This window comes from Bradyrhizobium sp. CCBAU 51745 (assembly GCF_028128715.1).
Classification (GTDB): Bacteria; Pseudomonadota; Alphaproteobacteria; order Rhizobiales; family Xanthobacteraceae; genus Bradyrhizobium; species Bradyrhizobium manausense.
This window is the reverse complement of sequence record NZ_LBJP01000078.1, coordinates 86,991-113,292: the sequence shown is the minus strand read 5'-3', so window position 1 is coordinate 113,292 and position 26,302 is coordinate 86,991. Positions and strand designations below refer to the sequence as shown.

At 64.7% G+C, this 26,302-nt stretch carries 25 protein-coding genes and 1 tRNA gene; 19 read left to right on the top strand and 7 right to left on the bottom strand.

Translation table 11 applies throughout. The features are described from left to right. The first annotated feature begins 126 nt into the window (after positions 1–126). Positions 127–933: a lytic murein transglycosylase gene (locus XH98_RS21000; protein ID WP_271598367.1), complete on the top strand. Its 807-nt coding sequence runs from the start codon at positions 127–129 to the stop codon at positions 931–933. Positions 934–1,085: 152 nt separating this feature from the next. Here XH98_RS21000 and XH98_RS20995 read toward each other — a convergent pair whose 3' ends face one another. After that, a complete protein-coding gene (locus XH98_RS20995; protein ID WP_271619762.1) occupies positions 1,086–1,910 on the bottom strand; it encodes an SDR family NAD(P)-dependent oxidoreductase in 825 nt (274 codons plus the stop codon). A gap of 128 nt (positions 1,911–2,038) precedes the next feature. Here XH98_RS20995 and XH98_RS20990 point away from each other — a divergent pair, with 128 nt between their 5' ends. The 4 genes from XH98_RS20990 (at position 2,039) to XH98_RS20975 (ending at position 5,558) form a co-directional block, all read left to right on the top strand. Next, positions 2,039–2,413 (top strand): response regulator, encoded by a 375-nt coding sequence (locus tag XH98_RS20990; protein ID WP_057747088.1) that lies wholly within the window; start codon positions 2,039–2,041, stop codon positions 2,411–2,413. Between the two features lie 72 nt (positions 2,414–2,485). Then, positions 2,486–3,097 carry a LysE family translocator gene (locus XH98_RS20985; protein WP_271619761.1) on the top strand — a complete coding sequence of 204 codons (612 nt, stop codon included), beginning with the start codon at positions 2,486–2,488 and terminating at the stop codon, positions 3,095–3,097. A 602-nt stretch (positions 3,098–3,699) separates the two neighbouring features. Next, on the top strand, positions 3,700–4,902 hold the full coding sequence (locus XH98_RS20980) for a GGDEF domain-containing protein (protein WP_271619760.1): 1,203 nt from the start codon (positions 3,700–3,702) through the stop codon (positions 4,900–4,902). Positions 4,903–4,937: 35 nt separating this feature from the next. After that, the gene (locus XH98_RS20975) at positions 4,938–5,558 is read left to right on the top strand and encodes a peptidoglycan recognition protein family protein (protein ID WP_271619759.1); all 621 of its coding nucleotides are present in this window, start codon (positions 4,938–4,940) and stop codon (positions 5,556–5,558) included. Between the two features lie 130 nt (positions 5,559–5,688). Here XH98_RS20975 and XH98_RS20970 read toward each other — a convergent pair whose 3' ends face one another. From XH98_RS20970 to XH98_RS20960, 3 genes are all read right to left on the bottom strand, one after another. Beyond that, positions 5,689–6,030 carry a hypothetical protein gene (locus XH98_RS20970; protein WP_271598371.1) on the bottom strand — a complete coding sequence of 114 codons (342 nt, stop codon included), beginning with the start codon at positions 6,028–6,030 and terminating at the stop codon, positions 5,689–5,691. 183 nt (positions 6,031–6,213) lie between these two features. Next, a complete protein-coding gene (gene rpoH / locus XH98_RS20965; protein WP_057747064.1) occupies positions 6,214–7,113 on the bottom strand; it encodes an RNA polymerase sigma factor RpoH in 900 nt (299 codons plus the stop codon). A 219-nt stretch (positions 7,114–7,332) separates the two neighbouring features. After that, positions 7,333–8,340 (bottom strand): RluA family pseudouridine synthase, encoded by a 1,008-nt coding sequence (locus tag XH98_RS20960; RefSeq protein WP_271619758.1) that lies wholly within the window; start codon positions 8,338–8,340, stop codon positions 7,333–7,335. Here XH98_RS20960 and XH98_RS20955 point away from each other — a divergent pair. Then, positions 8,339–8,683, top strand: coding sequence for a hypothetical protein (locus XH98_RS20955; protein WP_271598373.1), 345 nt, complete (start codon positions 8,339–8,341; stop codon positions 8,681–8,683). The genes XH98_RS20960 and XH98_RS20955 overlap by 2 nt on opposite strands. A gap of 230 nt (positions 8,684–8,913) precedes the next feature. Beyond that, a tRNA-Glu gene (locus XH98_RS20950) sits at positions 8,914–8,988 on the top strand. A 27-nt stretch (positions 8,989–9,015) separates the two neighbouring features. Here the strand turns inward: XH98_RS20950 and XH98_RS20945 are convergent. After that, positions 9,016–9,339: a hypothetical protein gene (locus XH98_RS20945; RefSeq protein ID WP_271619757.1), complete on the bottom strand. Its 324-nt coding sequence runs from the start codon at positions 9,337–9,339 to the stop codon at positions 9,016–9,018. Between the two features lie 760 nt (positions 9,340–10,099). Here XH98_RS20945 and XH98_RS20940 point away from each other — a divergent pair. From XH98_RS20940 to XH98_RS20905, 8 genes are all read left to right on the top strand, one after another. Next, on the top strand, positions 10,100–10,906 hold the full coding sequence (locus XH98_RS20940) for a transporter substrate-binding domain-containing protein (RefSeq protein ID WP_409363907.1): 807 nt from the start codon (positions 10,100–10,102) through the stop codon (positions 10,904–10,906). Positions 10,907–10,969: 63 nt separating this feature from the next. Then, complete coding sequence (locus XH98_RS20935; protein ID WP_271619756.1) at positions 10,970–11,632, top strand: amino acid ABC transporter permease; 663 nt, start codon at positions 10,970–10,972, stop codon at positions 11,630–11,632. Between the two features lie 6 nt (positions 11,633–11,638). Further along, positions 11,639–12,301 carry an amino acid ABC transporter permease gene (locus tag XH98_RS20930; RefSeq protein ID WP_271619755.1) on the top strand — a complete coding sequence of 221 codons (663 nt, stop codon included), beginning with the start codon at positions 11,639–11,641 and terminating at the stop codon, positions 12,299–12,301. A gap of 11 nt (positions 12,302–12,312) precedes the next feature. After that, positions 12,313–13,083 (top strand): amino acid ABC transporter ATP-binding protein, encoded by a 771-nt coding sequence (locus XH98_RS20925; RefSeq protein ID WP_057747007.1) that lies wholly within the window; start codon positions 12,313–12,315, stop codon positions 13,081–13,083. Positions 13,084–13,594: 511 nt separating this feature from the next. Then, a complete protein-coding gene (locus tag XH98_RS20920; protein ID WP_271619754.1) occupies positions 13,595–14,062 on the top strand; it encodes a hypothetical protein in 468 nt (155 codons plus the stop codon). A 257-nt stretch (positions 14,063–14,319) separates the two neighbouring features. Next, positions 14,320–15,810 (top strand): amidohydrolase family protein, encoded by a 1,491-nt coding sequence (locus tag XH98_RS20915; RefSeq protein WP_442868613.1) that lies wholly within the window; start codon positions 14,320–14,322, stop codon positions 15,808–15,810. 3 nt (positions 15,811–15,813) lie between these two features. Next, positions 15,814–16,740, top strand: coding sequence for a CobW family GTP-binding protein (locus tag XH98_RS20910; RefSeq protein WP_271619752.1), 927 nt, complete (start codon positions 15,814–15,816; stop codon positions 16,738–16,740). A gap of 67 nt (positions 16,741–16,807) precedes the next feature. After that, positions 16,808–17,677: an urea carboxylase-associated family protein gene (locus XH98_RS20905; protein ID WP_271598378.1), complete on the top strand. Its 870-nt coding sequence runs from the start codon at positions 16,808–16,810 to the stop codon at positions 17,675–17,677. Between the two features lie 3 nt (positions 17,678–17,680). On the opposite strand, the gene XH98_RS20900 is transcribed toward XH98_RS20905, so the two are convergent. Together XH98_RS20900 and XH98_RS20895 are read right to left on the bottom strand one after the other, a co-directional pair. Then, the gene (locus XH98_RS20900; protein WP_271619751.1) at positions 17,681–18,076 is read right to left on the bottom strand and encodes a GFA family protein; all 396 of its coding nucleotides are present in this window, start codon (positions 18,074–18,076) and stop codon (positions 17,681–17,683) included. A 47-nt stretch (positions 18,077–18,123) separates the two neighbouring features. Beyond that, positions 18,124–18,501 (bottom strand): tautomerase family protein, encoded by a 378-nt coding sequence (locus tag XH98_RS20895; RefSeq protein ID WP_271619750.1) that lies wholly within the window; start codon positions 18,499–18,501, stop codon positions 18,124–18,126. Between the two features lie 156 nt (positions 18,502–18,657). Here XH98_RS20895 and XH98_RS20890 point away from each other — a divergent pair, with 156 nt between their 5' ends. The 4 genes from XH98_RS20890 to XH98_RS20875 all read left to right on the top strand — a co-directional run bounded on the left by XH98_RS20890 (position 18,658) and on the right by XH98_RS20875 (position 26,271). Next, on the top strand, positions 18,658–19,257 hold the full coding sequence (locus XH98_RS20890) for a TetR/AcrR family transcriptional regulator (protein ID WP_271619749.1): 600 nt from the start codon (positions 18,658–18,660) through the stop codon (positions 19,255–19,257). 138 nt (positions 19,258–19,395) lie between these two features. Next, positions 19,396–21,078: a methyl-accepting chemotaxis protein gene (locus XH98_RS20885; RefSeq protein ID WP_271619748.1), complete on the top strand. Its 1,683-nt coding sequence runs from the start codon at positions 19,396–19,398 to the stop codon at positions 21,076–21,078. 153 nt (positions 21,079–21,231) lie between these two features. Beyond that, positions 21,232–22,953, top strand: a complete 1,722-nt coding sequence (locus tag XH98_RS20880) for an AMP-binding protein (protein WP_271619747.1) — start codon at positions 21,232–21,234, stop codon at positions 22,951–22,953. A 12-nt stretch (positions 22,954–22,965) separates the two neighbouring features. Beyond that, complete coding sequence (locus XH98_RS20875; RefSeq protein WP_271619746.1) at positions 22,966–26,271, top strand: acetyl-CoA carboxylase family protein; 3,306 nt, start codon at positions 22,966–22,968, stop codon at positions 26,269–26,271. The last annotated feature ends 31 nt before the right edge of the window (positions 26,272–26,302 follow it).

The following is a 26,302-nucleotide window of genomic DNA, read 5'->3' as shown; positions in this document are numbered from 1 at the left end:
TTGCTCGAATTTATGAACAGGAGCGTGAGGCACGTTGATGCGGATCAAACCTGCTGCTTTGACCGTGCCCGCGTTCCCGGGCATGATCGCCTTCTGTTTCGCGCCACGCCATGAGGAATCTTTCGAATGTTGAGACCGCTTCTCGCCGCCGCCGTCATGGTTTGTCTCGCCGGCGGGTCGGCGAAGGCCGCGCGCTGCGGCGGCGACTTCAACAGCTTCATCGCCAGCATGGCTGCGGAAGCGCAAGGAGCCGGCGTCTCGGCCGCCGTGACCAGTGCGGCATTCGGCGGCATCACCCAGGATGGCGCCGTGCTCGCCTTCGACCGGCGCCAGCGCTACACCTTCAACAAGAGCTTCGAGCAGTATGTCTCGACCCGCGTCGGCCCCGGCCGCATCAATGGCGGACGCGCGCTCTTGCAGCGCCATGCCGCGCTGCTCTCGCGCATCGAGCAGCAGTTCGGCGTGCCCAGGCAGATCCTGGTTGCGATCTGGGGGCTGGAGAGCGATTTCGGCAAGGGCGACATGGGCAAGCTGCCTGTGATCCGCACGCTGGCGACGCTCGCGCATGATTGCCGCCGCACCGAGCTGTTCCAGGGCGAGCTGCTCGCTGCGCTCAAGATCGTGCAACGGGGCGACCTGCCCTTGCGCGACCTCATCGGCGCCTATGCCGGCGAGATCGGCCAGACCCAGTTCCTGCCGTCGTCCTACATCAAATACGGCGTCGATTTCGACGGCGACGGCCATGTCGACCTCCGCCACAGCGTCGCCGACGTGCTGGCCTCGACCGCGAACCTGTTGCACTCGAACGGCTTCAAGATGGGCCAGCCCTATGGCGAGGGCTCGGCCAATTTCGAGGCCATGCGCGAGTGGAACAGGGCGGTGGTCTACCGCAAGACGATCGGGTATTTTGCCGACCGGCTGGTGGGGCAGTAGCCCCATACGCGCGCTCGTAGGTCTCGTAGGGTGGGCAAAGGCGCAAAGCGCCGTGCCCACCATTCCCATCCGTCGCCGGAAAGTCGTGGGCACGCTTCGCTTTGCCCACCCTGCGGCAGCGGAGAATGAGGCGATGCCATCGCGTCCCTGACCTACTTCCCCAGCTTCTCCAGCCGCCGCTGCAACGGCGCCCAATACGTGCCCGGGCGAAAGCGCTGCAGGAGGTCCATGAACCTCGCATCGTTGCCGATCAGGATGCGCGGCTCATTGCGTTCGATCCCCCTGATGATGCGCAGCGCCGCGTCCTTTGGCGTCGTCTTTGCAGCACGTTCGAACCGCTCGATCGCCTCGGCGCGGCGCGCATTGTCGGTGACGCCGACCCCGGTGCGCGAGGAGCGCGCGATGGAGGTGGCGACGCCGCCGGGATGCACCACCGAGAGCCGCACCGGGCTGCGAGCGACCGCGAGCTCATGCCGCACGCTCTCGGAAAAGCCGCGTACCGCGAACTTGGCCGCCGCATAGGCTGATTGCCCCGGCGGCGCGATGATGCCGAAGATCGAGGAGATGTTGACGACATGCGCCTCCGCTTGCGTTTTCAGATGCGGCAGGAAGGCGCGGGTGCCGTGCACCACGCCCCAGAAATTGATGTCGAACAGCCAGTCCATCTGCGCCTGGTCGATCTCCTCGAACGTCCCCATCAGCGCCACGCCGGCATTGTTGATGACGATGTTGAGCGCGGGATGCGTAGCGACGGCCTCGGCTGCGAATTGCGCGATGTCATCGGGCTCGCTGACATCGACGCGATGCACGCTGATCTTGCGCTGTGCGCCGATCTCGGCGGCCAGCGATTTCAGCCCGGCCTCGTCGCGATCGGCGAGCGCGAGGTCGCAGCCGCGGTGAGCGAATTCGATGGCGAGCGCGCGGCCGATGCCGCTGGCCGCCCCCGTGATAGCCGCCGCGCCGCGAATCGTTGTCATGATGGCCCCCCGTCAAGCCCCGCATGCGGGAACAAGGATTTACATTTTTTCAGTTTGGAACCGAACCGTTGTCCCGCTCCATCTTTAACATGCGTTACTTGAACGGAGGCAAGCATTGGGAGCCGCCGATGGGACAATCAGAACCATTTCGTGCCACCGCCCTCGTCGTTGAAGACGACCTCATGCAGCGGGAGATGCTCTGCCTCCTGCTCGAGGAGAGCGGCTACCAGGTCATCCAGTGCGAAAGCGCGGAGGCCGCCGAGCGTGTGCTGGACAAGAACGCCGGCGCGCTCTGCCTGATGCTGACCGACGTGCAGCTGGCCGGTCGCATGAACGGCGTCGAGCTGGCGCATGTCGCCAAGGACCGCAATCCGAAGCTCGACGTCGTCGTCACCTCCGGCCGCCCCCTGGTGCAGGCGTTGCCCGCCGGTGCAAAATTCTGGGCCAAGCCCTGGGCGCCGCTGGACGTGTTGCGCGAAGCCGAGCTCGCCCAGCTGAACTGAGGCGCGCCCGGCGCGGCAGCGCTGACCGTGTCGTGACTTCTCGGCAAGCGGCAGGGGTGGTAGGGACGAGGCATGTCCTGGTCCTTCCTGCTCACCTCGCTCATCGTCGTCGCTTCGCCCGGCACCGGCGTGCTCTACACCCTGGCTGCGGCACTGACGCGCGGCTCGCGCGCCAGTGTGGCTGCGGCGTTCGGCTGCACGCTCGGGATCGTGCCGCACATGTGTGCTGCGATGCTCGGGCTTGCCGCCGTGCTCCATACCAGCGCGCTCGCCTTTGCCGCACTGAAATGGTGCGGCGTGGCCTACCTGCTCTACATGTCCTGGCAGGCGCTGCGGGAGACGGGGGCGCTTGCGGTCGACGGCGAGATCAAGGAACGTTCGGGCGGCCGCGTCATCGTCACCGGCTTCCTGATCAACATCCTCAACCCCAAGCTCTCGATCTTCTTCCTCGCCTTCCTGCCGCAGTTCATCGCGGTGGACGAAGCGCATATGCTGGCGCGGATGCTGGAATTGAGCGGCGCGTTCATGGCGATGACCTTTGTGGTGTTCGTCATCTACGGCCTCTGCGCCGCCTCCGTGCGCGAGCGCGTCATCTCCCGTCCCGGCGTGATGGCCTGGTTGCGCCGCTCCTTTGCGGCGGGCTTCGCCTTGCTGGGTGCCAAGCTGGCCTTCGCCGAGCGGTAGCCAATAAAAAAGCGGGCCTCGCGCCCGCCGTCTTCAAACTCTCTTAGCCTTGTCGCCTGTAGCTTTGCCGACGCCCGGGCGGAGCATGCTCCACCCGGGCAAAGAACATCCGCGCTACTTCTTCTTCGCGGCCTTCTTGGCCTTTTTCTTCGTCGCCTTCTTCGCCTTCTTCGCTTTCTTAGCCATAGGATCCTCTTAAGGGTTAATGGTGAAACGCGACACGAGGATCGCTCGGCGGAGGGCCAGCCTCGCAACATCCTCGTTGACGAACTCAGCAGATTCGCGCGTCTATGCCCCGCGCTGTCACATCTGCGTCATCACGTTATCCACAGCTCAGATGCGTTTTCAGGTGATTTTGGCCCGCGAATCCGCTTCGCGGTCGGCGTCGACGCGATCGCGCCTCGACCCCGGCGACGTGCCTAACGATCGATAACCGAGACGCTGCGTTCATGAATCCAAAACCAAGGGCGCGCTTTCGACAATCGCAGTGAGGTTCCGTTAAGTGCAACCAGCGCATGATCCTCCGCAAGAACGCGGGGGCGGGTCATGGACGAACTTCTGCTGGAGACAGGGGGCGGCACGCTGCGCGTATCGCGGCCGCCGTGCTGAACGTACCGACGCTCTGGATGGTCTTCGTCGTCAACTTCTCGGCGCTCGGTCTGATCTGGGCCTATGTGACGCGCTCTTATCCGAAATTCGAAGCTGCACGGTTCTGGATGGCGTCGGCTTTCGTCGGCGCAGCCGGCGCGAGCACGGCATTGACCGGCCTGTTCGTCAATTCCGTGGTGCCGCTGCTGTTCGGGGCTGCCGGCATCATTGCCGCGAGCTGTTTTGCGGCTGCGGGCATTCAGCGTTTCTACGATCGGCGGGCGTCCTGGCGCCTTATGACCGCGACCGCGATCGCAAGTCTCGCCGGTGTCATGTTCTTTAAGTTCGGCTTCGACCAGATGCAGCTGCGAATGCTCTGCTACACCATCGGCCAGGGCTGGCCGCTGGTGTTGTCGTTGCGCCTGCTGCTGTCGCCGCCGGAGGGCCGCGCCAGCCCCGGCGCGCGGCTTGCCGGCATCGTCATCCTCACCATGATCGCGGTGTTCGTGGCCCGTACGGTCGGCAACGCGCTTGGCGGCGATTTCTCGGCAGTCGCGCGCGGTCAGAACCATGCCGTCATGGTGCTGGTGCTGCTCTTCCTGTCGATGACGCTCAATTTCGGCTTCCTGCTGATGGCGATGGATCGCCTCCGCAACGAGGTCGCCGACCTTGCGCTGCTCGACGATCTCACCGGCGTCGCCAATCGCCGCCATCTGTTGCAGCGCCTGTCCGAGGAATGCGCCCGTTCGGAGCGCAGCGGTGAGCCGTTCTCGCTGCTGGTGATCGATCTCGACGGCTTCAAGTCCATCAACGACACCTATGGCCACGCCGCGGGCGACGCCTGCCTCCGGCACTTCACCCTGATGGCGCAGACGCGCCTCCGGCCCGGCGACATGCTCGCCCGGACCGGCGGCGACGAGTTCTGCGTCGTGCTGCCGTCCTCGTCGTTGCGCGAGGGTGCGCTGATCGCCCGCCGCATCCTCGAGGTCTGCCGCCAGGACGCCGCCGGTTGCTCGGGCAACGACATACCGATCGCGATCTCGATCGGCGTTGCGGAATGGGATCGCGGCATCGGCCAGTTCCCGGACAGGCTGATCGCCCACGCCGACCATGCCCTCTATGCCGCCAAGAAGAACGGCAAGAACGATTTTGCGATCTACGATCAGGCCCCGCCGCTCTCGCCCGAGCCGGTCGAACCCGCGCGCAAATTCGCGTAAATCTGCTACGCTGGGGTCCGTTGTTGGATCCTGTGATGATATCTCGCCTCGTTGCGGCGGTTCTCGCCGCCTTCCTGATCGTCCCTGCCGCTGCCATGGATGCCGAGCTCGCAAAGCTCGCGCGCAGCAGCGGCACGCCCGATATTCCCGGGCTGAAGATCGTCTGGCTGGCGCCGTGGGGCGATGTCGCGAACGCCCATCCCTGGCGCAACATCATCGTGCACCAGACCGAAGGTCCATCAGGCTCGGCGCGCGGCGGCGCGCAGGAGCAGTTCAAGAATCCCACCCGGCGTGGCGTGATGGTCTGGGTCGAGACCGATGGCACGGTCTATTGGTCGGTCGCGGACAATCTGGTGCCGACCCACACCGACGGCGCCAACCGCAACGACAACAAATACATCAACAACAGCACGACCTATCATCAGGTCGTGCGCGACAATTCGATCGGCGTCGAGTTCGCCGGCAACTATCCCGATGTCGCGATCGGTCCGACCGAAGCGCAGGTCGCGGCCTGGAAGATCCTGGTCCAGGTCCTGCGCGCGCGCTACGGCATCCCGCTCGATCACGTCTATGCCCACAACTGGATCGACTTCAAGGACGCCCGCTATTGCGAAGGCTGCTGGCTCGCGACGCTGGCAAGGATTTGGGGGGAGTAGCGCTGTCATTCTGCGGCGCGACGAAGTCGCGAACTATGATGCGCAATAGCGCATCTGAGAATCCATTGATCCACTAACTCCGTCGCCTGATGGATTCCAGGCTCGCGCTGCGCGCGCCCCGGAATGACATTCACACCGGCTGTGCCATCCAGCCGAACAGGCGCCGGATCAATCCCGGCTGCTCAGGCAATTCCGGCGGGCCGTCCGCGGCCAGCACGCGTTTGAGGAAGTAATCCAGGAACACCATGTCGTTAGGCTCGGTGACGGTGAATTCCTCCTCGCCGAAATAGACGCTGTAATTGAAGAAGAACGGGCGCATCAACGGAATCGTCGCGGTCGAGGCATAGTCCTTGGAGATCACGAACTCTGCCGGATCGAAGCCGTGGTCGCGCATGGCCTGCTCGACCAGCGGCAGCTTGCGCATGAACTGGGCGGAGAAGCCGCCGACGGTGGATTGCAGGATGATCGACACAATGCGTGTCCGTTCTCTGGATAGGGTCCGACAATCTTTGGTCGGTCGAGCCGTCACCTGCGTTCAACAGCCTCGCCGGCACAACGGGCGACCATACTGCGGCTCACACAACAAAAAGCCGGCGTTACCGCCGGCTTTTCGTCAATCTCGATCCGCCAATTCCTGGCGCAGGAAACGCCGCGCTTAGTGCGCGGCTTCCAGCGCGGCCTGCTCCTGCCTCGCGATCGTGCCCTTGACCGCGGACTGCACCTTCTCGAAGGCGCGGACCTCGATCTGGCGGACGCGCTCGCGCGACACGCCGAACTCGGCGGCAAGGTCTTCCAGCGTCATCGGCTCATCGGCGAGGCGGCGGGCCTCGAAGATGCGGCGTTCGCGCGGGTTGAGCACGCCCATGGCGCCATTCAGCGCGTCACGGCGATGGTCATATTCCTCGTGCTCCGCCATCATGGCTTCCTGGTTGGGCGTATTGTCGACCAGCCAGTCCTGCCATTCGCCGGCCTCGCCGTCGTCCCGGATCGGCGCGTTGAGCGACGCGTCGCCACCGAGGCGGCGGTTCATGTCGATCACGTCCTGATCGGTGACGCCGAGGCGCTTGGCAATGACCTTCACCTGGTCGGGACGGAGATCGCCCTCGTCCAGCGCGTTGATCTTGCTCTTCGCCTTGCGCAGGTTGAAGAACAGCTTCTTCTGGTTCGCGGTGGTGCCCATCTTCACGAGCGACCAGGAACGCAGGATGTACTCTTGAATCGACGCCTTGATCCACCACATCGCGTAGGTGGCGAGACGGAAGCCCTTTTCGGGCTCGAAGCGCTTGACCGCCTGCATCAGGCCGACATTGCCTTCCGAGACGACCTCGGAGATCGGCAAGCCGTAGCCGCGATAGCCCATGGCGATCTTGGCGACGAGCCGGAGATGGCTGGTGACGAGTTGATGTGCCGCGTCGCGATCGTCATGCTCGCGCCAACGCTTGGCGAGCATGTATTCCTGCTGGGGCTCCAGCATCGGGAACTTGCGGATCTCGGCGAGGTAGCGAGAGAGGCCGGATTCTCCATTGAGGACCGGCAAAGCAGCGGTACGGGCCATTATGAAGCCCTCCAAAGGTTCAGGCCCCCGATAGCGGCGGGCCAGGCAGACGACCGCTTGGTTAAAGCCGGTCGTACCTGCGATGTTCCACGTTGGTCACTTCCAACGCAGGCGCAATATACCCCATCGGGGGTCAAAAAGGGAAGGATTGCTGACGTCACGTCCCCGTGTGGCAGCTATAACTTTTTGTAATGTAACGCTTTTCTTAAAGCCCCTGCGTCATAGCGCCGCTTTCAGAGCGCTTTCAAGGAGAAGCAAATCCTCTGGTAGAGCTGCCTCCCAGTGAAGAAGTTCTCCGGTTCTGGGGTGCTCTAGTACCAGCAGATAGGCATGCAGAGCCTGCCGCCCAAGCGCCGTCAAAGCGGCTTGCGACTCGGGTCCGAGCTGGTTGGCCTTGGTCTTGAAATGCGGGCCATAGACCGCGTCCCCCATCAGGGGGTGACCGATATGGGCGAGGTGGACGCGGATCTGGTGGGTGCGTCCGGTCTCGAGCTCGCAGGCCAGCAGCGCTGCGACCGGCTTGCCGTCGCGGCCGTTAAAACTCTCCAGCAACTCCCAATGCGTCACCGCCTCGCGGCCGTCCTGGCGCACCGCCATCTTTTCCCGGGCATGCGGATGGCGGTCGATCGGCGCATCGACGGTGCCGCGATGCCGGCCCGGCAGCCCCCAGGCGAACGCCATGTAGCCGCGCCGCATCGCACCCGTCCGGCCGTGATCGGCGAATTGGGCGGTGAGCGAGGCGTGTGCGAGGTCGTTCTTGGCAACCACCATCAATCCCGTCGTGTCCTTGTCCAGTCGGTGCACGATGCCGGGCCGGCGCACTCCGCCAATGCCCGACAGCGAGCTGCCGCAATGGGCGATGAGGGCGTTCACCAAGGTGCCGGTCTCGTGCCCGGCAGCGGGATGCACAACCAGGCCTTTGGGCTTGTTGATAACGACGAGGTCGTCGTCCTCGAACACGATATCCAGAGCGATATCCTCGCCCTTGGGCTCGGGCGGGGCTGCCTCCGGCACGTCGATTCTGATCGTATCGCCTGAGGCGACGTGATAAGCGGGGTCGCGGATCTCGGCGTCCTTGAGGCTCACCGCGCCCGCCAGAATCAGGGCTTTCAGCCGTGATCGCGACAGCTCCGGCAGGCGCGCCGCCAGCACGCGGTCGAGCCGGGCCGAGCCCTCGTCGCCTTCGACCACGACTTCCAATCTCTGCGCTGAACCCAGGCTTTCCATGACGACGTCTGATACCGTTGTTCCCGAACCGACCCCCGAGCAGGCCGCGCTGTTCGCGCGGGTGCGACGGATGATGCTGATCGCGGGGTTGACCACGGCGCTGGCCGTCTGCGCCGTCCTGATCGCGGTGGGCTACCGCCTTTTCAAGTCGGAGGGAAGGGCGCCCGAGCCCACGGGCGACGTCATCGCGACCCTGCCGAAAGGCGCCAAAATCGTCTCCACGGGCGTTGCCGGCGACCGCCTCGTGGTGACCCTGGATATCGGCGGCGTCACCGAGATCCGCACCTTCGATGCCCACACGCTCAAGCCGGCCGGAAAGCTGAAATTTGCCAACGAGCCGTGAGGGCGGCCCGGATAGGCGCCCCAACCCCCCGCTATCGTCCTGGCGAAGGCCAGGACCCATAGCCACCGAATTCGGTTGCGTGAACGAGATCGGCACTCCGATGTGCCTTAACCACGACCATTCGGGGTAATGGGTCGTGACTTTCGCCAGGACGAGGCTGCGGAGACGTTCGAAACCCGTCAATCCCACCTTGCCGTCGGCAAAATTCGCGGCTATGTCCTCTCCCTCACGCTCCCTTCGTCTAGCGGTTAGGACGCGGCCCTCTCAAGGCTGAAACAGGGGTTCGATTCCCCTAGGGAGCGCCAGTTTCAAGGCCGCGCCTCACGCGTGGCTCAGCCGGACCGAAGCCACTGCTCGGCGGTCAGGGCCTTCAGCTGCTCGAAATATCTGACATTCGGATCCTCGCCGGCTCCTGTTCCGGGCTTCGCGCCACGCTCTTCGAACTTGCGGACCAGCTCGTTCATGTGTCCGGCAAGGACAGAGCCGACCGCATGAATGGTCTCGTGGCGATCGAGCCCCTCGTCCATCAGTCGTTCCACCGTGCTTCGCACCGGCAGTTCGGGATCGGCAATCTGGCTCTCGACCACGGCATGGAGGGTCGCGTGCAGTTCGGGCCGCGGAAGGCGGATTCCGGCGCGGCGATGGTAATCCGTCACGAGATCGATCCGTTCTTCCTCACCAATGCAAGCCATTGCTCGGGGGGCCGGAGAACGCGAATGATCGCATCCAGCCCTGCGCGATGGGCCAATGCGTAGCCGTTCACCATGGCCCAGAGCTCGCCAACGTCTGGCGCGACGCGCGCGCGAAGCGCGGCACCGAGATCAGCCAAGGCGTCGATCTGGCGATCTTTCGTTTGGCCCAATCGACCGGCGACCTTCGCGAAGTAATTTCAGTCTCTCAAACCAATTCAAACCAAAAGTCTCCGCAATGCAAAGCAGCGCATTGGTAGATCGTCGTCACAACCGTCGTGCCGGATGTGCCTGCCAACGATTATGCGATGGCCTGCATCATCAACCAGAGATTAAGATGATGCACTATGGCGAGACCGGCTGTGAAAGCCGTGAGCTGTCTAACGACGAATTCCCGATTGGATCGCGCATTCCGCAACAGCCGAAGACTTCGTTCGGGTCCCGCCGCCGCAACCGGCGAGATTGGCCAGCTTATGGGTCTTGATGTGGGGGCGAACGGCCAGACCTGCCCGGTCGAATGACCTTGTGCTGCGTGCGATGTTCCGCAGCACGACGCGAAATCGATCACCTACCGCCGAGGTCCAGCTTCCACGTGCTCCAAAAGCAGTTGACAAAGATCAGGGCATGTCCACTGATAAGGTAGTCCGCTGTAGCGTTTGTATGTCTACTATAATGGACACAGGGGTAGAGCATGGCAATGAATCCGAAGGCAGTGGTGCTGGGGCTCATGGCGACCGCGTCCGTCGCCCTTCTTCCGAACGGCGCGATGGCGGCCAAGCTCGACGACGTGCTGGCACGCGGCAAGCTCGTGGTGGGCACCGGCTCGACCAACCCGCCTTGGCACTTCAAGGACGCGTCCGACACGCTTCAGGGCTTCGATGTCGACATGGCCAAGATCATCGCCAAGGCACTGTTCGGCGACGCGAAGAAGGTCGAGTTCGTCAACCAGTCGTCTGACGCGCGCATCCCCAACATCACCACCGGCAAGGTCGATATAACCTGCCAATTCATGACCGTGACCGGCGAGCGCGCCCAGCAGGTCAACTTCACGATCCCGTATTACCGTGAGGGCGTTGGCCTGATGCTGAAGGAAGGCGGCCAGTACGCCGACTACGCCGCACTGAAGGCGGCCGGCTCGTCCGCGACCATCGCCGTTCTCCAGAACGTCTATGCCAAGGAACTCGTCCACAAGGCGCTTCCCAAGGCGAGCGTCGACCAATACGAGTCCCAGGACCTGCTCTACCAGGCGCTTCAGTCGGGCCGCGCGGATGCCGCCGCCACCGACCAGTCGTCCATCGCTTGGTACGTCACACAGAACCCCGGCCAGTACAAGGACGCCGGGTACGGTTGGAGCCCGCAGACCTATGCCTGCGCCGTTGCCAAAGGCGATCAGGACTGGCTGAACTTCGTCAACACTGCCCTGCACGAAGCGATGACGGGCGTCGAGTTCGACACCTACGCCGCCTCCTTCAAGAAGTGGTTCGGCAAGGATCTGCCGCCCCCGGCGATCGGCTTCCCGGTCGAGTTCAAGTAACCGGCTGAGCTGGCGGTCCAGGCTCCGCGCCCGCACCGCCCCACGCCCAAGCGAGTGATCCCGATGGGATACACCCTGAACTTCGACGCCGTCTGGCGCAACTTCGACAACCTGCTCTGGGGTCTGGGCCTCAGCCTCACCCTGGCCTTTGTGGCGATCGGGATCGGCTGCGCCCTCGGCCTGATTCTCGCCTTCGGGCGGATCAGCCGATCCCGGCCCCTGTCGGTGCCCTCGGGTGCCTACGTCACACTGTTCCGCAACCTGCCCCTTCTCGTTATCGTCCTGTTCTCCTTCTTCGCGTTGCCGCAGCTTGGGCTGCGTCTGTCGAAGGCGAACTCGTTCGTGCTGGCGCTGGCCCTGTATTCGGCGGCCTATCTGGCCGAGGTGTTCCGCGGCGGCCTTCTGGGCCTGCCCAAAGGCCTGCGCGAGGCGGGCCTCGCCATCGGCCTGACGGAAGGGCAGATCCGCCGGCGGCTCGTCCTGCCCGTGATGTTCCGAGCCGTCCTGCCGGCGCTGGGGAGCACCTTCATCGGCCTGTTCAAGGACACTTCGCTCGCCGCCGCGATCGCGGTGCCCGAGCTGACCTTCGAGGCGCGCAAGATCAACGTCGAGACCTTCCGCGTGATTGAGACGTGGATCGTGGCGAGCGGGCTCTACATCGCGACCTGCGCGATCCTTGCCGCCCTTCTGCGCCGCCTCGAAGCGCGACTCGCCGTTTCGAGGTAAGGCCCCGTGACCCCACCTCTCTCTTTCTTCGAGATCGTCTGGCTCGCGCGCTGGCCGTTGCTCTACGGCCTCGGCACCACGGTCGCGATCTCCGCCCTCGCCATTCTGGGCGGCACGGTGCTCGGCACCGGCCTCGGCCTCGCTCTAACCTACGGCAACCGCGCCATGCGGGGAATCGCCCGCGTCTACACCGACGTGATCCGCGGCACGCCGGTCCTCGTCCTGGTGCTGGCGAGCTTCTACATTCTCGGCACTGTCGGCCTCGATCTGTCCGCCTTCCAAGCTGGCGTCCTTGCGCTCACCCTGTTTTGCGCTTCGCATGTCGGCGAGATCACACGCGGGGCGCTGCAAACCCTGCACAAAGGACAAACGGAGGCCGCCAAGGCGATCGGCCTGACGTTCGGGCAAACCTTTCGCTACGTACTCGGTCCCCAAGCGCTGCGTCTGGCTCTCCCGCCGCTCATCAACACAGCGGCTGAGATGGTGAAGGCCTCGACGCTTCTCTCGGTCATCGGTGTTGCCGAGCTTCTCCTGCGCACGCAGGAGGTCATCAGCCGCGCCTTCCACAGCCTCGAATTCTATCTCCTCGCCGGCTTCCTATACTTCCTCGTCAACTTCGCCATCGAGCGCCTCGGCCGGTACGTCGAGCGCCGCGTGAGCCTCGCGTGAAAGGCGCTTTAATGACCGCGAACCTTCTGGAAATCCGGGACCTACGAAAAAGCTACGGTCCGGTCGAGGTGCTCAAGGGCGTCGACTGCGACGTGCGGGCGGGCGAGGTGATCTCGATCATCGGCTCGTCGGGCTCCGGCAAGACCACGATTCTGCGCTGTGTCAACATGCTGGAGGAGTTCGAGGGCGGCACGATCCGCATTGACGGCGAGGAGATCGGCTATTCCACCGCCGGCGGCCAGCGCAAGCGCAAGGCCGAGAAGGAGATCGCCCGCCAGCGCGCGCTCACCGGCATGGCCTTCCAGCAGTTCAACCTGTTCCCGCACATGACGGCGTTGGAGAACGTCACGCTCGGCCTGACGCTCGTGCGCAGGATGGGCCGCGAGGAGGCGCGCGCCCTCGGCGAAACTTGGCTCGACCGCGTCGGTCTCCTCCAGCGCAAGGACTACTACCCCGCCAAGCTCTCCGGCGGCCAGCAGCAGCGGGTGGCCATCGCGCGCGCCATAGCCATGAGCCCGCGCCTGATGCTGTTCGATGAGGTGACCTCGGCGCTCGACCCCGAACTCGTGGCGGAGGTCCTGCAGGTGGTGCGCTCGCTCGCCGACGATGGCATGACCATGCTTCTGGTCACCCACGAGATGCGTTTCGCCTACGAGGTATCGAGCCGCGTCATCTTCATGAACGGCGGACGCATCGGCGAGGAGGGGAACCCGCGCGAGATGTTCGCCGCCCCGAAGACCGAGCGCCTTGCCGCATTTCTCCAATCTTCCCGCTTCAACTGACAAGACAGGATACATACAGCACGACCCGCAAGCGCCATGGAGCCGGCGAGAGCGGCGAACGGAAAATCATCTCGCAAGGTCGAGGGGCACCTAATCGTGGGAGCGGCAGCGCTGGCAGCGCACTCGGCCTGTTCGACCTAGTTATTGGTCGGTGTTCATAAAGATGATTGGATTCATTTCAACAACATACGAGTTCGGTTCTGCTCTGAAGGCGCACCATTCGCACCCATCGCAGTGTTAAGATCCCCGTTCGTCCGCGCCGGTTTCCGACGAGCTCTGGTTGATTTCACACCCGCCGGTCATTGACTTGCCACACCGAATCCCGAGGCGCAGATTGCGCTTCGCGGTTTCCGTCCATGCTTCGGGGGGAATGGTACTTGGACAAGGGCGAAAATGATCGCAATGGTCGCTACGCCATTAAGCCCGTCGCCGCGAAGGCGGATTTGCAGGCCATCGGATCGCCGCTCGCAGCTGACTTGCTCGGCTCCCGCACTGCAGAGATATTCGACAGTTGCGCAGCGGTATCGGTTTCCGCCTGCTGGCGGCCGTTCTGCTGTTCAGCTCGCTCGTCACGCTGACGCTGACTGCGCTTCAACTTTATCTCGACTATGATCATGAGGTCGGCGTCATCGAGACGCGTCTCGACGAGATCGGCCCGAGCTACCTTGCGAGCCTCAGCGACGCCTTTGGGCGCTCGACCAGAACCATCTCAAGCTTGCAGCTCAATGGCATTCGGCGCCTGCCCGGTATCCGCGCGGTCGAGATTCGCGAAGTCATCGATGGTCCGAATCCGATTCACATCTCCGTCGGCAACCGCAGTGCGCGCGCCAGCATCGCCCGCGAATATCCGCTCGACTACATCGTTCGCGGCACCAAGCGTCCGATCGGGATCCTTTCTGTCGAAGCGACACTCACCGAGGTCTACCGCCATCTGCACAAGACCCAAGCCGACTCGCGCGGCGCCTCGCTGCCGTTCTGAAACAGATGAAGGCGGAGGGCCTGCTGGAACGATACAGGCAGGAAGCGCGCGAGAAGTGATGGTGGTGTCATTTGCGCCCAAGAGTAGCGGCCTGACACCCCTGGCTGCGGCGGCCGGACCTCCGGTCCGGGCATGATGCATCGGCTTCCGTGGAGGTGGTGGCTGGCTTGGAAATCTGTCTCTATAGAGATGATCTCGCCTCCGAAGCTGCTGCCGGGCCTTTGGGGGCTTTGGAAATGGCTTGGCGGAGTGGCGATATGAGCGGTTTGGTGATCTCGGGCGGCCGGGTGGTGGATCCTGCGAGCGGAATGGATGCCATCGGCGACGTGGCCGTGGTCGACGGCAAGATCGCCGCGGTCGGCGCCTCGCTCGGCGGCGCCGAGCGGGTGATCGATGCGACCGGCCTCGTGGTCGCGCCCGGCTTCATCGATCTGCACGCCCATGGCCAGTCGATTCCCGCCGACCGCATGCAGGCGTTCGACGGCGTCACGACGACGCTGGATCTCGAGGCCGGCGTGCTGCCGGTCGGCTCCTGGTACGAGCGTCAGGCGCGGAAGGGTCGCGTGCTGAACTACGGCGCGGCCACCAACTGGGCCTTTGCGCGCATCGGCGCGATGACCGGCTCCAATGCGGAGAGCTCGCTGGAGGCGTTCGGCAATGCCATGCGCGACCGACGCTGGATTGATAACGTGGCGAGCGATGCCGAGGTGACGGGTATCCTCGATCGGCTTGCGCGCGGCCTCAACGAAGGCGGCATCGGCATCGGCATCCTGAACGCCTACGCCCCGGGCGCCGGCGTGCAGGAGCTGACCGCGGTTTGCCAGCTCGCCGCCGAGCAGAACGTGCCGACCTTCACCCATGTCGCCTACATGTCGCGCATCGACCCTGAAAGTGCGGCGGAAGCCTATATCCGCCTGATCGGCTATGCCGGCGCCACCGGCGCGCATATGCACATCTGCCATTTCAATTCGTCGAGCAAGACCGACGTCGAACGCTGCCGCGTGCTGATCGAGAAGGCGCAGGCGCAAGGCCTGCCCATCACGGTCGAGGCCTATCCTTACGGCACCGGCTCGACGGTGCTGGCGGCGGCCTTCTTCAGCGATCCCGAGTTCGTCGAGCGCAACGGCACCGGCTACGATTCCGTGCAGCGCGTGACCGACGGCTACCGCTTCCACGACCGCGAGGAGCTCTTGAAGGCGCAGGCCGAGGAGCCGTCCTCGCTGGTGCTCTGGCACATCCTCGACACCGAGCACAATGCGCATCATCGCGATCTGCTCGACATGTCGGTGCTCTATCCCGGCGGCGCGATCGCCTCCGACGCGATGCCGTGGACGACGTCGGACGGCAAGACCTACACCGGCGACGCCTGGCCGCTGCCTGACGATGCCACCTCGCATCCGCGCTCGGCCGGCTGCTTCACGAAATTCATCCGCGAATGGGTGCGCGAGCGCAAGACCGTGTCGCTGCTCGAAGGCGTGCGCAAATGCGCGCTGATCCCCGCCGAGATCCTGTCGCAGAGCACGCCCGCGATGCGCGCCAAGGGCCGGCTCGCCAGGGACGCCGACGCCGACATCGTCGTGTTCGACTACGAGAAGCTGTCGGACCGTGCGACTTTCACCGCGATGAATCGTCCGGCGGAAGGCGTGCGGCATCTCGTCGTCAGCGGTCAGCTGTTGATCACTGACGGCGTGCTGGATGTCGCGGCACGGCCCGGAAAGCCCATCCGCCGTCCCGTCATTGCGAGCTGATCCATGCCGGTCCCCATTCTGCTGGTGACGGGCTTTCTGGGGGCGGGCAAGACCACGGTCGTCAATCGTCTGCTGGCTCACGCGGAGGGACGGCGCATCGCCGCCGTCGTCAACGATTTCGGCGCGATCAATATCGATGCGGAGTTGATCGCAGGCGCAAGCGATGGCGTTGTCAGTCTCGCCAATGGCTGCATCTGCTGCTCGCTCGAAGGTGATCTGCTCCGCACGCTCTCCACCTTGCTGCGGCGTGATCCCAGGCCGGAATACATCGTCATCGAGACCAGCGGCGTCGCCGATCCCGCCGACATCGTGCGCAATCTGATGGATCCGGTGATCCTGCGCGAGGCGCCGCTGGAAACGGTGCTGTGTGTGATCGACGCGGCAACGCCGGCGGCGGCGCTGGACGATGCGCTGCAGCGCTCGCAGCTGCGCGTCGCCGATATCGTGGCGTTGAGCAAGCTGGATCTGGCCGGCGAAGGCGCAGGCGCGCGGATGCGCAAGGCGATCCGCGCCCAGCGCGTGCCCGCCGTCGTGGTCGATGCCAGGCACGGCGAGATTCCATCCGCCTTGCTGTTTCCCGCCAGCGATCGCGCGCCCGCGCCGCGCCAGCCGGGGCCGAAACGTCCGGCCGAAGAACGCTTCGAGACGCTGAGCTGGACCTCTGACCATCAGCTCTCGCTGCCGCGCCTGCAGCAGGTGATCGGCAAGCTGGCACCGAAACTGGCGCGCGCCAAAGGCCTGTTCGAAACCGTCGAGCAGCCCGGCCGCCAGATGGTGTTCCAATTCGCCGGCGGCCGCGCAACGCTTGCGCCGGGTGACGCGCCCGCACCAGGCATGCCCCGCGCGCGCATCGTCTTCATCGCCGAGCTCGGCGTGCTCTCCAAGGCCGAGCTCGACGCGCTGATGGAGGGGTGCATTGCTTCGCCTTGAGGTGAGGCGATAAAATCACTTCTCCAGTGTGAGCCGCCGCCTGTCTTGCCCCGTGATTGAGGCCATCATGTCCCTGAAGAACTCATCCGTCCCCACCGATGCAGACTCACGCCGTGCTGCCAAGCCGGCCATCGTCTATCCGGCGGGGTCGATGCCCGGGCCTGACATGACCACGCTCGAATCGGCGCGGCAGACGATGGTCAAGACGCACGAGCTCATCGTGCCGCCGCGCGATGCGCGCGCCTTTCGCGTGGCGCGCGGCCAGTTTGTCCGCATCGTCAGCATCGAAGGCCCGCAGGTCGGCGACCTCAATCTCTGGAACGAAGCTGATCTCTCCGAGCGCTTCTTCAGCGGCAAGACGCGGGCGCTTCACGGTACGCATGTCGGCCTCGGTAACAGGCTCTGGAGCACGATGCCTTATCTGCGGCCGATGGCGACCATCAGTCACGATACGCTGGGCTGGTATGGTTTCGACGCCGACGGCGCCGGCATCCATGATGTGATCGGCACGCGCTGCGATCCCTACACCAATCTCCTGCTGAACGGCACGAGTTACGATTTCTGCTGCCACTCCAACCTGTCGCGCGCGCTCGCCGCCGAATTGAAGCTCGATCCCGCCGCGGTGGAGCATCATGTCCACGATGTGCTGAACGTCTTCATGTGCACCGGCTTCACAAAGGACACGCACCAATATTTCATGAAGGCAAGTCCGGTCCGTCCCGGCGACTTCATCGAGTTGTTTGCCGAGATCGACCTGCTCGGCGCGTTGTCGGCCTGTCCCGGCGGGGACTGCAGCGCAACTCATTCCAGCGATGCCGCAGCCTGTCATCCGCTCAAGATCGAAATCTTCGAGCCGGATCGATCGACATTGAAAGGCTGGTCCTGGCCGGCGCCGAGCGCGTATCACCGTCACCACGGCGCGCCTGCGGGAAGCTGAGCCTTAGTGCTCGACCGGCAATTCATCTCCGTGCACATACCATTCCGCACGCGAGGCCCACTGCACATGTCGGTCGGGCCTTGCGCCCAGCGGCTCGTCGAACGCGCCGGCGTGGATGATCGCCTCGCGCCCGCTGCGCGTCAGATGCGGCATCGGGCTGCCGCAGGTCTTGCAGAATGCGGTGGCAAAGCTGCGCGCGTCGGGCAGATCGAAGCGCGCGACCGATGCTTCACCGCGCAGCCAGCGCAGCGCGCTTGCCCTGACGATCACCTCGCACGAATGTGCCGTGCCGGTCGCCTTGCGGCATCGCGAGCAATGGCAGTTGAGGAAGCGATCGAACGGCCCCTCGACCTCGAACGCAACCTCGCCGCACAGACAGCTTCCCCGGAACGTCGTCATGTCACGCCTCCTTCGCAAGTCTCAAGAAGGTGACAGGTCCTCAGCGGTCACGCAAACTGAGCAACGCCGTGTCCGACCGACCAGTTCTCCGCGGGGGCATCGAGCACGTTGACGAAAACGTCCTCGGGGCGGATGCCGGGGTTGTCGCCGAGCAGCTCGGCGATCCGGCGGTACAGCGCCTTCTTCTGCTGAGGGGTGCGCGAGGCGAACACGGTGATCTGGATCAGCACGGCGTCGTCGCTGCGGTTGACGCCGTAGGCGTTGCCGCAGCGGAAGTTTGCCGGCGATAGCTCGCTGATGGTCATGAACTCGTCGCCCTCAGGCACGTTCAGCGCTTCGTGCATGGCACGATAGAGACCGTCGAGGATTGCCTGCCGGTAGGCGTCGGGCTTTCCGGCCCGCATCGAGATGTGAAGCAGGGGCATCGGCTGGTCCCTTTACGTGCGACGCCGACCGGCCCGGTGTATGCACGCACCGGTCGTTCGGCCCCTTGGCGAAACGGGCTATCAATCCCGCCTGGTTTTTGACACGATGTCTAGAAATCACATTCTTGACGCTGTGTCAAATACTCGGAGTGTCCATTGAGGCCGCGCGAATTCGATCATGACGAGGTCCTGCGCATCGCATTCGATCAGTTCTGGCGCAAAGGCGTGCGCGGTGCCTCACTGTCGGACATCGCGCGCGCTTCAGGCGTTCAGCGCGGCAGCCTCTACAACGCCTTCGGCAGCAAGGAGGCGCTGTTCCTCCAGGCCTATGAGCGTTACGCCGGCGACTACCTGCTCGCCCTGCAAAAGAGGCTTGCCACCGGCTCATTGCGCAAACGACTGATGTCGTTTTTCGACCTCACCATCACCAATTTCCGCTCCGGCTCGCCGCCGCGCGGCTGTCCGACCACGCGCGGGCTGATGGAGCTTGGTGCGGCCGAAGGTGAAGGTCTTGACGAGGACGCGCGGGAGGCCTTTGCGAACCTGATATCGCGCATCGCCGCACTGGTTCAGGACGCATTGCAAGCAGCCGCCGCGCGCGGCGAGTTCAGCGGCGACCCGGCCGCCGCTGCGCTGCACATCATCACGGTGACGCGCGGCCTCGCCGTGCTCGAACGCGCCTTCGATGACGAGCCCCAGTTGCGCAAGATCGCCGCCCACACCATCGACCTCGTGCTCGGCAAGGGCGGCCGCTAGGCGTAACCAACAGCATTGATCTGGTTTCGGTGCCAGCGATTCGCAGAAGATCCGCCTCGGGAACCCGAATGCTTAAAGCTTTGCTAAGGGGGAGCGGGATAATCTGGCATATCTCCCCGCCAAATCTTGCGAGCACCGATGATTTTCTCACGCATCAGTTTCAAGCTGGTCCTCATTGTCGGCATCAGCCTCGTCGGCATGATCGTGCTGGCGCCGATCGCGCTGTCGACCCTGCGCAGCCAGATGATTGCCGACCGCCAGGCCAAGACCCAGCACATGGTCGATGTCGGCTACGGCATCCTCGCGCATTACCAGAAGCTCGAGAGCGACGGAAAGCTCACGCGCGAGCAGGCGCAGGCCGGCGCCATGGCGGAGATCAAGAGCCTTCGGTACGACAAGGTCGAGTATTTCTGGATCAACGACATGGCCCCGAAGATGATCATGCATCCGATCAAGCCCGAGCTTGACGGCAAGGATCTCGCCGCAATGAAGGATCCGTCCGGCAACGCGCTGTTCGTCGGCTTCGTTGACGTCGTCAAGAAACAGGGCGCGGGCTTCTACAGCTATCTTTGGCCGAAGCCCGGCTTCGAGCAGCCGGTCGCGAAGATCTCCTATGTGAAGGGCTTTACGCCCTGGGGCTGGATCATCGGCACCGGCATCTATCTCGACGACGTCGACGTCGTCTTCCGCCAGGATGCGACGACGTTTGGTCTGGTGTGCCTCGCGGTGTTCGTGCTCGTGCTCGGCGCTTCCTTCGTGATCGGCCGCAGCGTGACCCGGCCGCTGGCGAAAATTACTGACCTCACCGAACGCCTCGCAGCCGGCGACAGCGCGTTCGAGGTGCCCTACACCAATCGCGCCGACGAGGTCGGCGGCCTCGCCAAGGCGCTGGCCGTGTTCAAGGACAATGCGTCGGCCGTAAGCCGTATGCATGCCGAGCAGCAGGAAGCCAAGCAGAAGGCCGACGACGAGAAGCGCAAGACCATGGCCGATCTCGCCGGCAAGTTCGAGGCGAGCGTCCACGCCGTGGTCCGCGACGTCTTCAACGAGGCGCGCGCGATGCAGCAGGCCGCGCAATGCATGTCGGAGACCGCCGACAAGGCAACCGAGCGCGCCAGCTTCGTCGCCACCGCCTGCCAGCAGGCCTCGCACAATGTGCAGACGGTTGCGTCCGCCGCCGGGCAGCTGTCGGCCTCGATCACCGACATCAGCCAGCGCGTCGCGCAGGCGGCGACCGTCGCCGACAAGGCGGCCGCCGACGGCCAGCGCACCAACGACACCGTGCAGGGGCTCGCGCAGGCCGCCCACAAGATCGGTGAGGTCATCGATCTCATCAACCAGATCGCCTCGCAGACCAACCTGCTCGCGCTCAATGCGACGATCGAAGCTGCGCGCGCCGGCGAGGCCGGCAAGGGCTTTGCAGTGGTCGCGAGCGAAGTGAAGTCGCTGGCGAGCCAGACCGCGAAGGCCACCGACGAGATCGGCGCGCAGATCACCGCGATCCAGGCCGAGACCAACCAGGTCGTCGGCAACATCGAGAGCATCCGCGCCACCATCATGGAGGTCAACGAGATCTCCTCGTCGATCGCGGCCGCGGTCGAGGAGCAGGGCGCCGCGACGCAGGCCATTGCCAACAGCGTGCAGGAGGCAGCGTCCGGCACCGACCAGGTCTCGCAGAACATCTCCCGCGTCACCGATGCGACGGCCGAGACCGGTCAGGCCGCAGGCCTCGTGCTGCAATCGAGCGGACGGCTCGCCGAGAAACTGCAATCGCTGGAGAACGAGGTCGGCGCCTTCGTTTCCGGCGTGCGGGCGGCCTGACGCGCGCACCCGCTCGGCGTTTTTCCGCGTCACGGCATCGCCCGGGATGCGGATGAACTGTTTGTCTTGACATGACGTTCGCCGTGCTCGACGTGTAATCACGTCGATAAGGCACATCTGTGCCAGAAAAGAAAAAGCACCGGGAAAGACGTCATGAGTGCAGGCCTCAACGAAAAGGACTACCTCGCCACCTTGCACGGGCTGTGGGAGAAGGCCTGGCCCAAGGGCCTGCCGCGCTCGCCGAACTATCTGCATGGCGAAGTTCCCCTGACGGAATATCTGCGCGCCTGGGCGAAGCAGAGCCCGACGCGCCCGGCGGTGATCTTCTACGGTCACGTCACGACCTATGCCGATCTCGACCAGCAGAGCGAGCGCTTTGCGGCGCTGCTGCAGGCCAAGGGTGTGCGCAAGGGCGACCGCGTCGCGGTGTTCCTGCCGAACTGCCCGCAATTCCACATCGTGTTCTTCGGCATTTTGAAGCTCGGCGCGGTCCATGTTCCCGTGAGCCCGCTGTCGCGTGCGTTCGAGCTGTCCTACGAGCTCAACGACACTCAGGCGGAAGTGATTGTGGCGCTGGATCATTTGATGCCCGTCGTCGAGCAGGTGAGGGGCGAGGTGAAGCTGCGCGAGATTATCGTCACCAGCTTTGCCGATGTCGTGCCGGCAACGCCGGCCTTTCCGACGCCGGAGTCGATCCGCACGCCGCGCATCGCGGTCGCAGGCGCGACCGACCTGCTGCCGGCGCTTGCCGCGCTGCCTGCACCGGCGCCGCTGCCGCCGCCCGGCCTCGATGAGGTCGCGGCGCTCAACTACACCGGCGGCACCACCGGCATGCCCAAGGGCTGCGTCCATACCCACCGCGACATGGTCTATACGGCCGCCGCCAACTATGGCGTCTCGATGCAATCAGATGAGAGCAGCGTCTCCCTGTCGTTCTTTCCGGAGTTCTGGATCGCCGGCGAAAACGCCGGCCTGATCTTCCCGCTGTTCGCCGGAGGGACGCTGGTGTTGCTGGCCCGCTGGGACGCCGTCGGCGCGATGGCCGCGATTGACAAGTACAAGGTCACGATCACGGCGATGCCGGTCGATTGCGCCGTCGAGCTGATGGACCATCCGCGCTGGAGCGAGTTCGATCTGTCATCGCTGCAGCAGGTTCGCGTCGTCTCCTTCGTCAAGAAGCTCAATGCCGATTATCGCAAGCGCTGGAAGGACCTCACCGGCACCATCCTGATGGAGGCGGCCTGGGGCATGACCGAGACCCACACCTCCAACACCTTCACCGCGGGCTTCCAGGACGACGATTTCGACCTCAACAACCAGCCGATCTTCGTCGGCCTGCCGGTCCCCGGCGCCGAGTTCAAGATCACCGATTTCGAGACCGGCGCGCTGCTGCCGCTCGGTGCGGAAGGCGAGATTCGCGTCCGCACGCCCTCGTTGCTCAAGAGCTACTGGAATAAGCCGGAGGCCACCGCGGAGTCGCTGATCGACGGCTGGCTGCGCACCGGTGACATCGGCGTCATCGACAAGGACGGTTTTCTGCACTTCCTCGGCCGCCGCAAGGAGATGCTGAAGGTCAAGGGCATGAGCGTGTTTCCGCCGGAGATCGAGGCGCTGCTGGGACAGCACCCGAAGGTGCTGGGCTCGGGCGTGGTCGGGCGCGACGATCCTGACAAGGGGCAAGTGCCGGTAGCCTATATCCAGCTCAAGCCGGAGGCATCAGGCACCATCTCCGCCGAAGACATTCGCGCCTGGTGCGCCGAGCGCATGGCCGTCTACAAGGTGCCGGAGATACGCATCATCGAGGCATTGCCGTTGACCGCGACGGGCAAGGTGAAGAAGCAGGATCTCAACCCGAACCAGCCTGCCGCAGTCTGAGCGAGAGAGACGATGTCGTTCAAGAAACTTCTCATCGCCAATCGCGGCGAGATCGCCATCCGCGTCGCCCGCGCCGCGGCTGATGCCGGGATCGCCACGGTCGCGATCCATCCCGCTGACGATTCGCTCTCGCTGCATGTGCGCGTCGCGGACGAGGCGGTCGAAATCCCCGGCCGCGGCGCAAGGGCCTATCTCGACATCGAGGCGGTGGTGAAGGCGGCGAAGCGCGCGGGCTGCGATGCCGTGCATCCCGGCTATGGCTTTCTCAGCGAGAACGCGGCATTCGCAAAAGCCTGCACTGACGCGGGCATCGCCTTCGTTGGACCAAAGCCGGCCGCACTGGAGCTGTTCGGCGACAAGGTCGCGGCGCGACAATCGGCAAAGCGCTGCGGCGTGCCCGTCATCGCCGGCACCAGCGGTCCCTCGGGCCTGGAGGAGATTTCGGCGTTCTTCACCTCGCTCGGCGGCAATGCGGCGATCGTGATCAAGGCGATGGCGGGCGGCGGTGGCCGCGGCATGCGCGTCGTCGAGAACGCCGCCGATCTCGCCGAGGCTTATGCGCGCTGCCAGTCCGAGGCCAAGGCGGCGTTCGGCTTCGACGGCGTCTATGCCGAGAAGTTGATCCGGCAGGCACGCCACATCGAGGTGCAGATCATCGGCGACCGTCACGGTGCGATCTCGCATCTCTGGGAGCGCGAATGCACCATCCAGCGCCGGCACCAGAAGCTGATCGAGGTGGCGCCGAGCCCGTCACTGAGTGACAGCTTGCGCGGCCGTATCATCGAGGCCGCGAAGCAGCTTGCGGCTGCGGCATCGTATGACAATCTCGGCACCTTCGAATTCCTCATCGACGGCACCGCCGAGGACAGCTTTGCCTTTATCGAGGCCAATCCGCGGCTCCAGGTCGAGCACACTGTCACCGAAGAAGTGCTCGGCCTCGACCTCGTCCGTGCCCAGCTCGCGATTGCCGCGGGCTCGTCGCTGGCAACGCTCGGTCTCGCGCAAGGTGCGATTCCCAAGCCGCGCGGCTATGCGATGCAGCTGCGCGTCAACATGGAGACGCTGGACGAGACGGGCGCGACGCATCCGACCGGCGGCGTGCTCGCGGTGTTCGAGCCGCCGTCAGGCCCCGGCGTCCGCGTCGATAGTTTTGGCTATGCCGGCTACAAGACCAGCGCGGCCTTCGATTCGCTGCTTGCAAAAGTCATCGTGCATACGCCGGGCGAGTCCTGGCACGACGTGGTCGCAAAGGCCTCGCGCGCGCTGCGCGAGTTCCGGATCGACGGCGTCGTCACCAACATCGCCTTTCTCCAGGCGGTGCTGGCGCATCCCGATTTCCGGACCAACCGCATCGCGACCGATTTCATCGATCGCAACATCGCCAAGCTGGTCGAGGCGGCCGACGGTGCGGCCAAGCCGCTCTATTTTGCCGCAACCGAGCACGGCGGTGCACACGCCGCCGAGGCGCACGTGGCGCAAGTGGTGCCCGAGGGCGCGGTCATGGTGGCCGCACCGCTGCAGGGAACCATCGTCACCATTCAGGTCAAGGAGGGCGAGATCGTGCGCCCCGGCCAGCAGCTCGCCGTGATCGAATCCATGAAGATGGAGCATCTCGTCATGGCCGAGCAGGGTGGCCGCGTCATGAAGGTCGCGGCCGGCGACGGCGTCACGCTGCTGCATGGCGAGCCGATCCTTTATCTGGAGCCGCTCGACGTGGCGGCCGATAGCGCTGATGTCGAGGCCGACATCGATCTCGATCACATCCGCCCTGATCTCGCCGAGCTGATTGCGCGCCAGGCCAACACGCTCGATGAAAACCGCCCGGCCGCGGTCGAGCGCCGCCGCAACACCAACCAGCGCACCGCGCGCGAGAACGTCGCGCAGCTGGTCGATGACGGCTCGTTCATGGAGTATGGCAGCCTCGCCATCGCGGCGCAGCGGCGCCGGCGCAAGCTCGACGATCTCATCAAGAACACGCCGGCCGATGGCCTCATCATGGGCGTCGCCACCGTCAACGCCGAGAAGTTCGGACCCGAGGGGGCGCGCTGCATCGTCCTGGCCTATGACTACACCGTGCTCGCGGGCACGCAGGGCCACATGAACCACAAGAAGATCGACCGCATGCTGACGCTTGCGGAAGACTGGCGCGTGCCGCTGGTGTTTTACGCCGAAGGCGGCGGCGGCCGGCCGGGCGACACCGACCGGCTCGGCATGACCGGCCTCGATGGTCCGTCCTTCGTGCAGTTCGCAAGGCTTTCCGGCCTCGTGCCTGTCATCGGAATCGTCTCCGGCTATTGCTTCGCCGGCAATGCCGCGATGCTCGGCTGCTGCGACGTCATCATCGCCACCAGAAACGCCTCGATCGGCATGGGCGGCCCTGCGATGATCGAGGGCGGCGGGCTCGGCGTCTATCACCCGGCCGAGGTCGGCCCCGTCTCGTTCCAGTCCCCGAACGGCGTCATCGACATCCTCGTCGAAGACGAGGAGCAGGCGACCTCGGTCGCACAAAAATACCTGTCCTACTTTCAGGGCGCAGTGAAGGATTGGGAAGCGGCCGATCAGCGCCTGCTCCGCCGCGCCATCCCCGAGAACCGTCTGCGCGTCTACGACATCCGCAGCGTGATCGATCTCCTCGCCGACAAGGACAGCGTGCTGGAGCTGCGGCGCGACTACGGCGTCGGCATGATCACGGCTCTGATCCGCATCGAAGGAAAACCGTTCGGCCTGATCGCCAACAATCCGCGCCATCTCGGCGGCGCCATCGATGCCGATGCCGGCGACAAGGCGGCGCGCTTTCTCCAGCTCTGCGATGCCTTCGATCTGCCTGTCGTCTCGCTCTGCGACACGCCCGGCTTCATGGTTGGCCCGGAAGCCGAGAAGACCGCGATTGTCCGCCACGTCTCGCGCATGTTCGTCACGGGTGCGAGCCTCACGGTGCCGCTGTTCGGCATCGTGCTGCGCAAGGGCTATGGTCTCGGGGCGCAGTCGATGATCGGCGGCGGCTTCCACGCCTCCTTCTTCACCGCGGCCTGGCCGACCGGCGAGTTCGGCGGCATGGGCCTGGAGGGCTATGTCCGCCTCGGCTTCCGCAAGGAGATGGAGGCGATCGCCGACCCTGGGGAGCGCGAGACTTACTACCGCAACAAGGTCGCCGAGCTCTATGCCAACGGCAAGGCGGTCTCGATCGCCTCGGTGTTCGAGATCGACAACGTCATCGATCCCGCCGAAACGCGCCGCTGGATCATGGCGGGGCTGCGGTCCGTGCCGAAGCCGCCGGCGCGGACGGAGAAGAAGCGGCCGTGCATCGACACATGGTGAGGGCGGTGCAGCAATAGCAACGCAACGTCAT